Here is a 14,053-nt window from a genome sequence, read left to right on the forward strand (position 1 = left end):
AGGAATAGCTATGCAACAGTTCGCCGTTGCAGGGTGGCCCGTTGCTGGCTGCTCTGAATCAAATCTTGACCGCCTCGTTCGCCGCCTGCGTGCCGGGTGGCGATCTCTCAAAGACATTCTGAATCAGCCTGGGGTGCCATATGAAGATCACGCCAGTTAATGGATGCCTTCGCGTATCACAGGCAAATGCAGAGTTTCGGAAGAAGTACACCGCAGAGTTTCCCGACAGCCCGGAAGGCATGAAGAAGGCTTTCAACTGGGCGCAGGTTGTAGCTCTCGGCTGGCATGACTTTCAGGATGCTGACTTTGAAAAATACTACGGCAAGGGGGTCGCATGACCTTTTCACTTAACGGCAACCCATACGCCGCACAGGATCGTTACGAAGAGCTGCGCTGGCAAAGGCAATACGAGGAAGAGGATGTGGATAGTGCGCGGCGTGAATGCACCCTAAAAGTGCGCGCTCGCTTCCCGGATAACGTCGAAGACGCTTTGCCTGGAATTCCTCGCTATCTGCTTAACAACGAGTATGCGCAGGCGGCCTATGCGCGAATGGTTGAAGACATTGCCACAGCGGCAGAGAAACTGGGGCTGGAATAGCTATGGAAACAGGAATTTATTACGACATCCCTAACGAGGCATACCATTCCGGCGCTGGTGTCAGCAAATCGCAGTTGGATGATATTGCTATTAACCCTGCCATATTCCAGTGGCGTAAAAATGCTCCTGAGGATGAAGAGAAGAAAGCGGCACTCGATATGGGTACTGCACTTCACTGCCTACTCCTGGAGCCGGATGAGTTCGACCGGCGATTCATCGTGGCACCGGAGTTTAACCGCCGCACCAATGAGGGCAAGGCGAACGAAAAGGCTTTTCTCAAAGACTGCTCAGGACTTGGTATGACCGTCATGGATGCCGAAGAAGGACGAAAGCTTAAACTGATGCGTTCCAGCACCCTCGCCCATCCCGCTGCACGCTGGCTGCTTGAAGCTGAGGGCCACCAGGAAGCCTCAATTTACTGGAACGACGATCAGACAGGTGAGCTTTGCCGGATTCGACCTGACAAATTCCTGACCGGGCAGCCAGTGATCGTGGACGTGAAAAAAGTGGCCGACATGAGCCGCTTCGCGCGTCACGTCGAAGAATTCCGCTACCACGTTCAGGACGCCTATTACCGCGAAGGCTACAACAAGCACTTTGGCGAATACCCACTATTCGTTTTCATCGCCGTCAGCGAGTCGATTGACTGCGGCCGGTACCCGGTTCGCACTTTCCAGCTCAGTGAAGATGACGTTACGGTCGGTCATGACCTGTTCCGCCGCGACCTGGCCACCTACCACGAATGCATGCAGTCCGGTAACTGGGGCGGCATTGAAGAAATCACGCGCCCGGACTGGGCAAAGAGAAAGGATAACTTATGAGCAATGACCTGATGCACCCGGCAGTAAACGAGGCGGACACTAAAGCGGCAATCTTTAGCCCGAGTGGCCTGCAAAAGCTTCAGGCTTTCGCTGACGTTATGGCAAAGGGTAAAGCGACAGTACCGTCTCACCTGGCGGGAAGCCCAGCTGACTGCATGGCAGTAGCCCTTCAGGCAGCTCAGTGGGGGATGAATCCTTATGCGGTGGCTCAGAAGACACACCTTATCAATGGCGTTCTGGGGTATGAGGCGCAGTTGGTTAATGCAGTGATTACATCAATGGCCCCTACTAAAGACCGACTCCATTACGACTGGTTTGGTCCGTGGGAAAACGTGATCGGCAAATTTGTCGAGAAGACATCTCAGAAGGGCAATAAGTACATCGCGCCAAACTGGAAAATGGAAGATGAAAAAGGCTGTGGCGTAAGAGTCTGGGCCACCTTAAAGGGTGAGGATGAGCCGCGTGTGCTTGAGTTGCTCTTATCGCAGGCTCAGGTGCGCAACTCAACGCTCTGGGGTAGCGATCCGAAGCAACAGCTCGCATACCTCGGGGTTAAGCGCTGGGCTCGCCTCTACTGCCCTGATGTGATTCTCGGTGTATACACACCAGACGAGTTCGAGCCGCAGCAGCGTGCAGAGCGCGATGTCACCCCGGCGCGCAGCCGGGCCGAACTCAACAACCTGATCAACAACAAGCCAGAGCCGCAACAACCAGAGAGAGAAGTTAATCCAGCGGAAAACACCAGCTCAGCGCGTACACCAGATGAGCTGCTGGCAGATTTCACGGAAGCTTCAGCAAATGCTGATTCAGTATCAAATCTGGACCGCTGCTACAAATACGCAGCAAAAATGCTGGCACAGAACGCCGACTATCTGGAGAAGGCGACCGATGTTTATCTGATCCGCAAAGCGGAGCTGGACGAAGAGTTGCAGAAGGGAGGTGACCATGCAGCGCTGTGAAACCTGTCATCGTTTTTGCGGGGAGCCGCGCCAGCAACAGGTTGGGGATATGGTCGATTTCACTATAGTCAGAGGCAATGGCCGCACTCGGAAAGTATCAGTTCGCACTGGCAAGCTAATGCTAATCAAAGAAGATGGGTTCAGTGTCATCTATCGCGGCACGGTTTATCACTCTGATGCCGTGTCGCATCCTGACGATCCCTCTCCTCTGACATTGGCGTTTGTTGGCTTGTGCGCCTGTCCCAGGGAGGCCAGCCATCCGTGAGGCCCCCTCCTCTTAAATGCCGAAATGGTACGAGCTGTACTTGCTTAAAGAGAAGTGTAGTATGTCAGATCCTGAGCTGGCTGCAAAAAAAAAGCCCTCTGCCAGAGAGGGCTGTTATCTGATATAGGATTTTTTCAGTGCAATCGCCTACTTGAGGCTGTTCTTGTTCAGGATCTCTCTGACAACACCTGAATATCCCGGGTATATAAAGCCCTCTGATATATTTATACTTCTCAGATGCTTGTTTAGCTTTTGGGCCTCTGAAGATGGTAATGTTATTTTTATTAAAGCATTGTTACTTACCTGATTTTCTTTCAGATGGTTATACTCGTCAACCAATCTGGTTATTGATTCATCAAGTGTTTCATAATCCGTATATACAGATTTGTATTTTTCATCTGTTGGGATTTCACTTTCCTCAGTAATCCTTGAAAGAAATTCATGCCTTAGAGCAACATCATCCTTAGACATACTGGTGACTTTATATGTAAAAACACCAGACTGGGATTTTGCATTTTCGTTCCATTGATAGAGAGGACTATATATTTTAACGTCAGAAGATTTTAAATCAAAAACATCCGTCAATATTCTTGTGTTCAACATCCATAAACAGATATTACCATCTTTTTTTAAGGAAGGACTATTTGAAGCAAAGAAAGCTGCCGTATATGGATTGTAAGTCCAATCGATTAATCTTGTAGGTAGCCCATAATGCTGGGCAATAGATGCAACCTCAATAAGGTCTCGATCAAGCCAACAGTCATAACCATAAAGCCTCATTAAGGCTTCAAAGCTAACGTAGTCTCTTTCTAGAGAGTGACTCATGAACTTTGATCGAGGTACATACAAACCATGCACATTTGCTTTTTTATAAAATCGCCTCAAAATGTTAAACTCATAAGATGCGTGTTGCTGAGCAAGATTGCCAAATCCAACTTTATTTAGAGCATCAATGTTTTTGTGTTTTTTGTTAGGTTCTATCTTAGATATAGAGCTAATATTCCCATGGCTTTTATCCCTAAAGGCGCTAGGTAAAAGCTTATAGTTTGAATCCGAATGACCTCTAAAAACAAAATCAGAAAGATTTTGCTTTGACGTCCAAGGGGTTATTTCATTTAAAAAATCTTCTGCTGTTTTGCAATCAATAACTGTCTTCGCGGTCATTTTTCTTCCTGTAAAAATAAGTTTTTGTACTTACCCCTAACTCTTCCTACGGTCGTTTACTGTTGATAGATTCACTATCAACTTTTCGGCCTCCTCCGTTGCTTATAGAGCCAACTTTTGTAGAGTTCCGGCTGCCACACGGCAATTTTCCAGTGGCCATAGTTCGGATTTTTGCAGATTATGCCTGAATACACCGTGTTAACCTCTAATTTTTTACGTAGCGGATTCTCCACGGCGGAGGCATAGCGCAAAGGTATTCTTAGACTACCGCCTGCGACGACATTCTAACACCGGGCTGGACTCTAACGACTCTGGCCCTTTTTATTTTCATCGTTCTGGCCTGTCTATGGCCGCTTAAGGAGTAGAGATGGAGAACGTTATTCAAATTGTACCCAACGAGTGGGTGACAGAGGATTTGCTGATCGCGCTTACTGGTTTGAAGCCAGGCACTATTGCACGCGCGCGGAAGAAATCATGGCTTGTGGGCCGTGAATACAGACATGTTTCTCCAGAAAACGACCCAAAGCCCACCAGCGAGTGCATGTATAACCGCAAAGCGATTGATGCATGGGTGGCTGCTCAAAAACAACCGAATGGGTGATTTGTGGAAATGATCGGGATATGCTGCTTCGGCTCCTGGACGTCTGGAGGAATAAATGAGTAAAGAAGTCTATCCAACAGGCGTTGAGAACCATGGCGGGTCACTCCGCATATGGTTCAAATATAGAGATCAGCGCGTCAGGGAAAACCTTGGCGTGCCTGATACAGCAAAGAATAGAAGAGTTGCCGGAGAGCTCCGATCCTCCGTTTGCTTTTCGATAAAGATGGGTAATTTTGATTACGCCGCGCAATTTCCATCCTCTCCAAACCTGAAGAAATTTGGATTGGATAACAAAGATTTGAGCGTGGAGGAATTGTCAGAAAAGTGGCTTGCCATGAAACAGCTGGAGATTAGTGCAAATGCTCATTACCGCTATTGTTCCGTGGTTAAAAACATGCTCCCCAGGCTTGGTGCCAGAAGATCGATTTCATCCATCACACGGGAAGAACTTCTGAATATCAGGAAGGATTTACTTACGGGGCATCAGGTCATCAGAACTCATAGGCCCAATCCAAAGGAAGGCCGAAGTGTTTATACTGTAAATTATTACATGATAACTATGAACGTAATGTTTCAGTTTGCAGTTGACAACGGCTACATCTCAGAGAGCCCTTTCAGCAACCTTAAGCCACTGAAAAAGGCAAAAGCTGAACCCGATCCAATTAGCCAAGAAGAGTACACCCGCCTGATAGCTTCTTGCCTTAACCGTCAGACAAAAAACCTCTTCACCTTCGCTTTTTATAGCGGCGTTCGGCATGGTGAGTTGATTGCTTTGGCATGGGAGGATGTGGACTTAAAGGCGGGAACACTGACAGTGCGGAGAAACCTCACAACGCTTGGAGATTTCACGCTGCCGAAGACAGATGCAGGCACTGACAGAGTTATACATCTGGTAAGCCCTGCTCTCGAAGCTCTGAGGGACCAAGCAGAGCTTACCCGTCTTGGTAAGCAACACCTGAAAGTTATAAAGTTGCGGGAGTATGGCCGGACAACAACTCACCCCTGCACCTTTATTTTCTCCCCCTTACTTAATAAGCCCGGCACTACTGCAGGGGAGCATTATGCCCCAGGCACACTGCGTAACCTGTGGGAGTCTGTCATCAAGCGAGCAGGCATAAGATATCGCAAAGCTTATCAGACTCGCCATACCTTCGCGTGTTGGATGCTGTCGGCTGGTGCCAACCCCACGTTTATTGCATCACAGATGGGGCACTCAAGTGCTCAGATGCTCTATAGCGTTTATGGCGGTTGGATGCTGGAAAATAGCGCGGGACAGGTAGAGATTATAAATAGAAATCTTTCCTCTAATGCCCCATACATGCCCCATAGGAAAAAAGCTTAGCAATATAAACATTACAATTCAGATAGTTAAGTGAGTTATGTGTACATACCTGTTGTATGTACACCGGGAATTTAAGCAAGGCCTGGATTTTATCACAAGGGGGAATCCCCCCAATTTCAGGATAACGCACGGATTGGCTCTTCTGTGATCTCTTCTTCGACCTCGTCAGTGGTCTCTACATTGTCTGCGGTTTCTTCGCCTTCAAGGCTCTGTCGCCGATACTCGCTCGGACTGACGCCCACCCGTTTGCGAAAAATACGGGAAAAATAGAGCTGATCGTCGTAGCCCACTTCCCGTCCAATACCGGCGACAGACTCCTTGGTGGTTTGCAACAGTAACCGGGCGCGGATGATGCGCTGCTCTTCACGCCAGCGCAGCAAATTAATGCCCATTTGCTCGCTAAACAAATGCGTCAAACGCGAAGGTGACAGGCAAACGTGGCTGGCGATATCTTCAATTTTGTCATCGCTGGCCAGATGGCGGTTAATGTACTGGCACGCTTCAATCACGCGCGGGTCGCGGATTTTTTCGCGGCTGCGCGGATCTTCCTCTACCGCACGCAGTAACAGCCGCTCCAGCAGATTCATCGCCACCTCTTCGGCAAAGCGACGCCCGGAATTGTTCGCTTCTTCAATGTGACTGAAGATCTTGTCGAATTCAGCCAGATGCTCCTCGGTCAGTCGCAGTCTGCCCACGCCCTGCACTTTCTCTTCCCAGTTCAGCCAGTCGATCCAGTAGGAACGTGGGCGGAAATAGATCCAGCGGTGGAACCAACTGGTGCTGTTATGCGCCCGGCCATAGTAATGAGGGGTTTCGGGTTCAAACAGCAGCATATCCCCTGGCTCACAGTGGAACATTTCTGCCCCCTTGAAGACCTGACCGCGCCCTTTGATGGTGAGATTAAGGATATAGCCTTTCATGCCTGACGGACGATCGATAAAAAAATCTAACGCGCCAGAGGCCGTCACTGGGGTCAGGCCCGCTACCAGCCAGGCATTAAACGGATAGCCTGGTAGTAACGGATTGCTCTGAATGTCTGAAGGACTACGCTGGTGCATCATGCTTCACCCCTGTATTGATTGCACATCAACCCATAATGTTTACATCAGACTGTCTTATGTTTTTGCTTGTAGCGGTCAAAAATCACCGCAGCTAACAATATCAAACCGCGCACGACATACTGTGAGAAGGGCGAAATATTCAATAAATTCATTGCATTCTCAACCGTACCCAGAATCAACACGCCTGCGATAACGTAAGAGATCTTACCGATACCGCCTTTTAGTGAAACGCCCCCCAACACGCAGGCGGAGATCACCACCAGCTCATAACCTAAAGAGGTCATAGGCTGACCACTGGTCATGCGGGAAGCGAGGATAATGCCCGCCGCCGCAGAGACCAGTCCCGAGAGCATAAAGATGATGATGCGCGTCCGGACCACCGGTACGCCCGCCAGGCGTGAGGCTTCTTCATTCCCACCAATGGATAAGGTGTTACGGCCAAACGTGGTTTTATTCAGCAGAAAACCGAACAGCCCGAGGGTGATAATCGTCAACCAGACCGGCGCAGGAATGCCTAACCAACTGGCAAAACCCAGCGTAAAGAAGCGTTCGTCCTCAATGCCTACGGCTTTGCCGTCAGAGAAGATATAGGCAAGGCCGCGCACAATTTGCATGGTCGCCAGCGTGGTGATCAGGGCATTGATTTTCAGCCGGGCAATGACAAACCCATTGATAAAACCGGTGACCACGCCCAGTGCTAAACCGGCGATCACCCCCAGCCACAGGCTTTCGGTCAGATTGATGACCACGGACGTCACGACACCGGCACAGGCAATGACCGACGCCACAGACAGGTCAAAATCACCGGAAGCCAGGCAAAACAGCATGCCGCAGGCCACCATGCCAGACATTGACATCGCCAGGCCCAGCCCTTTCATATTGATTAAGCTGGCAAAGTTAGGGACAAAGATCGCGCAGACGATAAACAACAGCGCGAAAACCACCAACATGCCAAAGTTATCCCAGATGCGGCCAAAGGCAATACTGCTGCGAGCAACGGGCTGTGCGCCCTGTTGCGTAGTAGTTGAAGACATTGAGTTCTCCTCTTTCATGCCTCGGCTGTCCGGGCGTGAGTCACTGGCATAGCCAGACGCAAAATCTGCTGTTCATGGGCATTGGCATGGCTGACTTCGCCCGCAATCGCACCTTCACACATCACCACCACCCGATCAGCCAGCCCAATCACCTCGGGCAGATCGCTGGAGGCAAACAGCACCGCAATGCCCCGCTGGGCCAGTTGATAGATCAGCTGATAGATTTCATGCTTTGCCCCCACGTCGATGCCGCGCGTCGGCTCATCCAGCAAAATCACTTTCATCTCTTCCGATAGCCAGCGGCCCAGTATCGCCTTCTGCTGGTTTCCACCGGACAAGTGCATGATCGGCTGATGCGCGTGGGGCGTTTTAATGTTGAGCGCCTGAATATGGTGCTGGGCGTTATGGGCTTCCCAGTCAGATTTGATCAGGCAGCCCGCGAGCAGGTTATGCCGCCGGGCGCTGATGTTGATGTTATCCCTTACCGAATGCAGTGGAATGATACCTTCCGCTTTGCGATCTTCCGGGCACAGCATGATGCCCGCGCGAATCGCATCCATGGGTTGCTGGATGCGCAACGTTTGGCCGTCCAGTTTGATCTGGCCGCCACGCAGGGTGGTTGCGCCGTAGATCCCCTTTAACAGCTCGGTGCGTCCTGCCCCTACCAGGCCAAACAGGCCCACAATTTCCCCACGACGCACGGTGAGAGAGATGGGTTCACGTACGCCTTTCGCCTGAACCTGTTCCAGCGCCAGACGGACTTCTCCCTGCGGTCGGGGGGTATAACCATAGATATCGCCCAGGTTGCGCCCTACCATCGCCGCCACCAGATCGTCCTGACGCGTACGTGCGATATCGGTGAAGGTGCGCACGTAGCGGCCATCTTTAAAGACGGTGATGGCATCGCTGAGGGCAAAAATTTCCTCCATACGGTGCGAGACGTACAGGACCACCCGTCCCTCGGCGCGCAGTTGTCGAATCACCCGAAACAGATGTTCGATTTCCCGTGCTGACAGCGAACTGGTTGGCTCATCAAAAGCAATGACACGCGCATCCCGCGCCAGCGCCTTAGCGATCTCCACCATTTGCCACTGGCCCAAAGACAAGTATTTCAACGGCATATCAGGATCTATCGCCATGCCTAGCTTGTTCAGTTGCTGCAAGGCCCGATCGCGTAACAGACTGCGATTCACCAGGCCAAACCGATGTGGCACCTGACCGAGGCAGATGTTCTCCGCCACGCTCATCTCCGGGACCAGATGCAGCTCCTGATAGATGATCGCCACCCCCGCATTCAGGGCATCTACCGTGTGGGTAAAATTAACCACCTTCCCTTCCAGACGAATCTCGCCCGCACTGGGCTGATAGCTGCCGCTGAGGATCTTGAGCAGCGTAGATTTCCCGGCCCCGTTTTCGCCCATCAGGGCATGTACCTGGCCGGCATGGCAGGAGAAGGTGATCTCCTGCAACGCTTTTACGCCCGGAAACGTTTTACTGATGCCGTGAAAACTCAGGTACGCGCTGTTGCTGTCCATGGTTATCTCCTGCCGTTACATCAGGCCTTTTTTCGCCAGCTCAGTTTTGAAGTTGTCGCGGGTGATCAACACCACATCGGTGACTTCCGTGAACTTCGGCGGTTCAGTGCCTTTGGTCACCCAGTCATAGAGCATCTGGCTGCTTTTGTAGCCGTGAACATCGGGGCTTGGCAGTAACGATCCATAAAAGCCGGTGGGCTGGCCTTTCGAGAGTTCGCTGACCGCATCCACCCCGTTGATGCCAATGCCAATCACATCCGGAGCCTTGAATCCCTGCCCTTCGGTGGCACGCACACCGCCCAGCACGGTGTTATCGTTCATACCGACAATCAGCCAGTGTTTCACTTCAGGGTGCTGCACCAGCAGTGAGTTGCCGGCATCAAATGCACCGGGAATGTCATTGGATTTGGTCGGGACCTGATAAATCTGTGCCGCCGGGAAGCCAGCACTTTTCAGCGCGTCCATCGCGCCGCTGGTACGGCGGCGAGCGGTATCCAGTTCATCTGCCGTAATGGTCATGACCCCGGTTTGCTTCACATCCCAGCCGCGTTTTTGCATCTCTTTATAGAGTTCCTGGCCCTGACGCTCACCGATTTTCGTCGCGGCCATCATCACCAACGGTACGCTGTCCATGGGTTTTCCTTTCGCGGTGACAAACTGATCGTCTACCGCAATCACTTTCAGGCCGTAACCCCGTGCTTTGGCGGCAATCGCCGATCCCAGCTTCGGATCGGGGGTACAGATGACAAACCCTTTCGCCCCACTTGCGGCCAGGCTGTCAATCGCATTCAGGGTTTTCTCACCGTCTGGCACCGCGATTTTAATCACCTCAAACCCCAGGTCTTTGCCTGCTTTATCGGCAAATTTCCATTCAGTCTGGAACCAGGGTTCTTCTGGCTGTTTAACCAAAAAACCCAGCTTGAGGGTCTCTGCGATAGCAGAATGTGACATAAGCGCGGCGAGGCTCAGGGCAGCAAATGTTTTGGCTAATTTATGCATATTGTTCTCCGGGTTTCGCGCCTTTCGGCCCGCGTAGTGTAAGCGTTACCAACAACATTGATTTCAAGCATGTAGATTTAAAAACAGTGAGTTAACCAAAAACCCCACCATGGACCTGCTTCTTGTGGCTATTATTTAGCGGGAAAAATGCACAAAGATAGAGAGCGCTATCACATCTCAAAACGATGACTGAATCGTCCATACATTCAGCAGAGTTAACCTCCGCTTCACTTTGCTATGGATCACGATTCTGCTACCGATAGCCGATTCGTACATATTGTCAGCCAGCAACGGCTAACCCTGATCAATCACCTTCTCGCAGGATGAAAACAGCTAACTGATCAGGAGAGTTTCGATGCGTGTTGATGCCATAACGATTGGGCTGGATTTTGGCAGTGACTCGGTACGCGCACTGGCGGTGGAATGCGCCAGCGGCACTGAACTACATAAGACGGTGGTGAATTACCCGCGCTGGCAACAGGGGCAGTTCTGCGATCCTCATGCAAATCGCTTTCGCCATCATCCACAGGATTACATTGAAGCCATGACCGCCGCCGTGAGTCAGCTCAGTGCGGCCTTAACGGTTGAGCAGCGAAAAGCCATTGTGGGTATCGGCGTCGATAGCACGGGATCAACCCCGGCCCCCATTGACGCCAGCGGTACGGTGCTGGCCCTGCGGCCGGAGTTCGCCACCAATCCCAACGCCATGTTTGTGCTGTGGAAGGACCACACCGCCATTGAGGAGGCGGAAGCGATCACTGCCCTGTGTCACAGCGGGCGTTTTCGCGATTACAGCCAGTTTGTTGGCGGGGTTTACTCTTCCGAGTGGTTTTGGGCCAAGATTCTGCACATTACACGGGCCGATGCCGCCGTGCGTGAAGCCGCCGTTTCCTGGGTGGAACTGTGTGACTGGGTTCCGGCTTTGTTAAGCGATACCACCGCGCCATCGCTTTTACAGCGCAGCCGCTGTGCCGCGGGGCATAAAGCGCTGTGGCATGCCAGTTGGGGAGGTCTGCCCGATGCTGATTTTTTGCGCGCACTCGATCCGCTGCTGACACAACAGTTAGACGTCCCCCTGTTTGAACATACTTCCACTGCCGACCGGCCGGTGGGACAGCTCAGCGCGGCCTGGGCCGAGCGTCTCAATTTGCCTGTGGGTATCGCCATTGCCGGAGGGGCATTTGATTGCCACATGGGCGCGGTTGGCGCAGGCGCGCAGCCCTATACGTTGGTGAAAGTGATCGGCACATCTACCTGTGACATTTTGATTGCCGACCCACAGCGGGTGGGCGCTCGCGCCATCAAAGGGATCTGTGGGCAAGTAGATGGCAGCGTGGTGCCCGGCAGCATCGGTCTTGAAGCGGGCCAGTCTGCCTTTGGGGATATTTATGCCTGGTTTGGGCGTTTGCTTAGCTGGCCACTGCAACAGGCGGCTCAGCAGCAGCCGGAACTGCAACCGCAGTTGGCCGCCCTACAGCAGTCGTTGTTATCACAGTTGACCGCCGCCTGGGTAGCCGATCCCCAGCTTGGCAATCTCCCGCTGGTGCTGGACTGGTTTAACGGACGGCGCACGCCGTATGCCAATCAGCGTTTACAAGGGGTGATCGGGAATCTCAATCTCGGGACGGATGCGCCAGCCCTGTTTGGCGGGCTGATCGCCGCCACCGCTTTTGGCGCACGCGCCATCATGCACTGTTTTGAACAGCAAGACATTCCGGTACAGAGCGTGCTTGCCATTGGCGGCATTGCCCGCAAGTCCCCGGCGATTATGCAAGCCTGCGCGGATGTGATGCAGCGCCCGCTCGATATTGTGGCTTCCGATGAGTGCTGTGCTTTGGGGGCGGCCATTTTCGCCGCCGTCGCCGCTGGGGTGTACGACGATGTGGCTGCCGCACAACAGGCGATGGCAAGTCCGGTCGAGCACAGTCTGCAACCCGATCCGCAGCGCGTTGCGCGCTACCAACAACTTTATCAACGCTATGAACAGTGGTGTGCCGTGCTGGAACCACAGTACGCACCCGATGCCCTTTCTGCTCAGGTAAGGAGTGACAAATGATCGTCGAGAAAAATGCCCAGGTGTGGTTTGTGATTGGGACGCAGCATTTGTATGGCGCGGAGACCTTGCGCCAGGTGGAGCAACATGCGCAACAGGTGGTTCAGGGTTTGAATCAGCAGGCAGCACTGCCGTTGCTACTGACGTTGAAGCCGTTAGTGAAGACGCCAGATGAAGCTTACGCTTTGTGTCGTGCCGCCAGTTACGATGAGGATTGTGCCGGTGTTATCGTCTGGCTGCATACGTTTTCCCCTGCGAAGATGTGGATCGCAGGACTGAAGGTACTGCAAAAACCGCTGTTACAGCTTCATACCCAGTTCAATGCTGAGATCCCGTGGGACAGTATGGATATGGATTTTATGAACCTGAATCAGACGGCGCACGGTGGCCGCGAGTTTGGCTTTATCGGTGCCAGAATGGGGTTGCAGCACAGTGTGGTGACCGGCCACTGGCAGGATTTAGCCACCCATCGCCGCGTGGCTGACTGGATACGTGCCGCCCAGGCGAAGCGCGCCAGTCAGCGGCTGAAGGTAGCGCGTTTTGGCGATAATATGCGCGAGGTTGCCGTGACCGAGGGCGATAAAGTCGCAGCGCAGATCCAGTTTGGTTATGCCGTGAATGGCTGGGGCGTGGGGGATCTGGCGGAGGTGATTAACAGCGTGAGCGATGGCGCGGTTAATGCGTTGCTCGATGAGTATGAGAGTCAGTATCGTTTTAGTGCTGATGCGGCAGTTGGCGGCGCTAAGCGGCAGAATGTGCTGGATGCCGCGCGTATCGAGTTGGGTCTGAAGCAGTTTCTCGACCATGAAGGATGTCAGGCGTTTACCAGTAATTTCCAGACGTTGCATGGAATAGCACAGCTACCCGGTCTGGCGGTGCAGCGTCTGATGCAACAGGGATATGGTTTTGCTGGTGAAGGTGACTGGAAGACCGCCGCACTGTTGCATATTTTTAAGGTGCTGGCGGGCGATCGCCACGGTGGCACGTCGTTTATGGAGGATTACACCTATCATTTTGCCCCCGGCAACGATTTGGTGTTGGGCTCACATATGTTAGAAGTGTGCCCTTCCATTGCCAAAGAGGAGAAGCCGCTATTGGATGTGCAGTTTCTCGGTATTGGCGGCAAAGCCGATCCGGCACGGTTGATTTTTTCCGCCCCTGCCGGCCCTGCCATTAATGCTTCGCTGATCGATTTGGGTGACCGTTTCCGTTTGCTGGTTAACGTTGTCGATACCGTGGAACAGCCCCTCGCCCTGCCGCAGTTGCCGGTGGCTCGGGCATTGTGGCGTGCGCAACCTTCGCTGGCCGTGGCATCCGAAGCATGGATTCTGGCCGGTGGCGCGCACCACACGGTGTTTAGTCAGGCATTAACGCTGGAAGATATGTATTTATACGGCGAGATGCACGGCATTGAAGTCGTCGTGATTGATGCCGAAACCCGACTGGCGGGATTTAAAGATCAGTTACGCTGGAACGAGGCTTACTATCGTTTGCAGCGTTAAATGCCGGGTTCAGCGTGATCCGTGTTGTGTGAAAAGCCAACCTGATGAGGTTGGCTTTTTTGTTGTTATCGAGTGGGGTTTAGTGGTTTTTTCAGGGCAGGATTTGGCGAGGTTGTGGG

At 52.5% G+C, this 14,053-nt stretch carries 15 protein-coding genes and 1 pseudogene; 10 read left to right on the top strand and 6 right to left on the bottom strand.

What is annotated here, in order from left to right; genetic code table 11:
* The first annotated feature begins 10 nt into the window (after positions 1-10).
* The 6 genes from B880_RS0104360 (at position 11) to B880_RS27025 (ending at position 2,643) form a co-directional block, all read left to right on the top strand.
* Positions 11-160, top strand: coding sequence for a protease FtsH-inhibitory lysogeny factor CIII (locus B880_RS0104360; RefSeq protein WP_017346155.1), 150 nt, complete (start codon positions 11-13; stop codon positions 158-160).
* A complete protein-coding gene (locus tag B880_RS0104365; RefSeq protein ID WP_017346156.1) occupies positions 141-338 on the top strand; it encodes a DUF5444 family protein in 198 nt (65 codons plus the stop codon). The genes B880_RS0104360 and B880_RS0104365 overlap by 20 nt, the downstream gene beginning before the upstream one ends.
* Positions 335-598 carry a hypothetical protein gene (locus B880_RS0104370; protein WP_017346157.1) on the top strand — a complete coding sequence of 88 codons (264 nt, stop codon included), beginning with the start codon at positions 335-337 and terminating at the stop codon, positions 596-598. The genes B880_RS0104365 and B880_RS0104370 overlap by 4 nt, the downstream gene beginning before the upstream one ends.
* Before the next feature lie 2 nt (positions 599-600).
* Positions 601-1,419 carry a PD-(D/E)XK nuclease-like domain-containing protein gene (locus B880_RS0104375; RefSeq protein ID WP_017346158.1) on the top strand — a complete coding sequence of 273 codons (819 nt, stop codon included), beginning with the start codon at positions 601-603 and terminating at the stop codon, positions 1,417-1,419.
* Between the two features lie 98 nt (positions 1,420-1,517).
* Positions 1,518-2,378 (top strand): RecT family recombinase, encoded by an 861-nt coding sequence (locus tag B880_RS0104380; protein ID WP_237760984.1) that lies wholly within the window; start codon positions 1,518-1,520, stop codon positions 2,376-2,378.
* 118 nt (positions 2,379-2,496) lie between these two features.
* Positions 2,497-2,643: a hypothetical protein gene (locus B880_RS27025; protein WP_237760983.1), complete on the top strand. Its 147-nt coding sequence runs from the start codon at positions 2,497-2,499 to the stop codon at positions 2,641-2,643.
* 147 nt (positions 2,644-2,790) lie between these two features.
* Here B880_RS27025 and B880_RS0104390 read toward each other — a convergent pair whose 3' ends face one another.
* Positions 2,791-3,807, bottom strand: a complete 1,017-nt coding sequence (locus B880_RS0104390) for an FRG domain-containing protein (RefSeq protein WP_017346161.1) — start codon at positions 3,805-3,807, stop codon at positions 2,791-2,793.
* Positions 3,808-3,914: 107 nt separating this feature from the next.
* Positions 3,915-4,061 (bottom strand): annotated as a pseudogene (locus B880_RS25910) (replication initiation protein); the annotation flags it as partial.
* Between the two features lie 113 nt (positions 4,062-4,174).
* Here B880_RS25910 and B880_RS0104395 point away from each other — a divergent pair.
* Complete coding sequence (locus tag B880_RS0104395) at positions 4,175-4,408, top strand: excisionase family protein (protein ID WP_017346162.1); 234 nt, start codon at positions 4,175-4,177, stop codon at positions 4,406-4,408.
* Between the two features lie 55 nt (positions 4,409-4,463).
* Positions 4,464-5,750, top strand: a complete 1,287-nt coding sequence (locus B880_RS0104400) for a tyrosine-type recombinase/integrase (protein ID WP_017346163.1) — start codon at positions 4,464-4,466, stop codon at positions 5,748-5,750.
* Positions 5,751-5,866: 116 nt separating this feature from the next.
* Here the strand turns inward: B880_RS0104400 and araC are convergent, their stop codons facing one another.
* Genes araC through B880_RS0104420 form a run of 4 tightly spaced genes read right to left on the bottom strand, consistent with a single transcriptional unit; the run spans position 5,867 to position 10,379 of the window.
* Positions 5,867-6,811 (bottom strand): arabinose operon transcriptional regulator AraC, encoded by a 945-nt coding sequence (gene araC / locus B880_RS0104405; RefSeq protein ID WP_017346164.1) that lies wholly within the window; start codon positions 6,809-6,811, stop codon positions 5,867-5,869.
* A gap of 44 nt (positions 6,812-6,855) precedes the next feature.
* Positions 6,856-7,845 (bottom strand): L-arabinose ABC transporter permease AraH, encoded by a 990-nt coding sequence (gene araH, locus B880_RS0104410; protein ID WP_017346165.1) that lies wholly within the window; start codon positions 7,843-7,845, stop codon positions 6,856-6,858.
* Between the two features lie 14 nt (positions 7,846-7,859).
* Positions 7,860-9,380 (bottom strand): L-arabinose ABC transporter ATP-binding protein AraG, encoded by a 1,521-nt coding sequence (araG, locus tag B880_RS0104415; protein WP_017346166.1) that lies wholly within the window; start codon positions 9,378-9,380, stop codon positions 7,860-7,862.
* A gap of 15 nt (positions 9,381-9,395) precedes the next feature.
* Complete coding sequence (locus tag B880_RS0104420) at positions 9,396-10,379, bottom strand: arabinose ABC transporter substrate-binding protein (RefSeq protein ID WP_017346167.1); 984 nt, start codon at positions 10,377-10,379, stop codon at positions 9,396-9,398.
* A 355-nt stretch (positions 10,380-10,734) separates the two neighbouring features.
* On the opposite strand from B880_RS0104420, the gene B880_RS0104425 reads away from it, so the two are divergent.
* Both B880_RS0104425 and araA read left to right on the top strand, forming a co-directional pair.
* Complete coding sequence (locus B880_RS0104425; RefSeq protein WP_017346168.1) at positions 10,735-12,435, top strand: ribulokinase; 1,701 nt, start codon at positions 10,735-10,737, stop codon at positions 12,433-12,435.
* A complete protein-coding gene (gene araA / locus B880_RS0104430; protein ID WP_017346169.1) occupies positions 12,432-13,934 on the top strand; it encodes an L-arabinose isomerase in 1,503 nt (500 codons plus the stop codon). The genes B880_RS0104425 and araA overlap by 4 nt, the downstream gene beginning before the upstream one ends.
* Positions 13,935-14,053: the final 119 nt, after the last annotated feature.

It is taken from the genome of Pantoea sp. A4 (genome assembly GCF_000295955.2).
Taxonomy (GTDB): Bacteria; Pseudomonadota; Gammaproteobacteria; order Enterobacterales; family Enterobacteriaceae; genus Pantoea; species Pantoea multigeneris.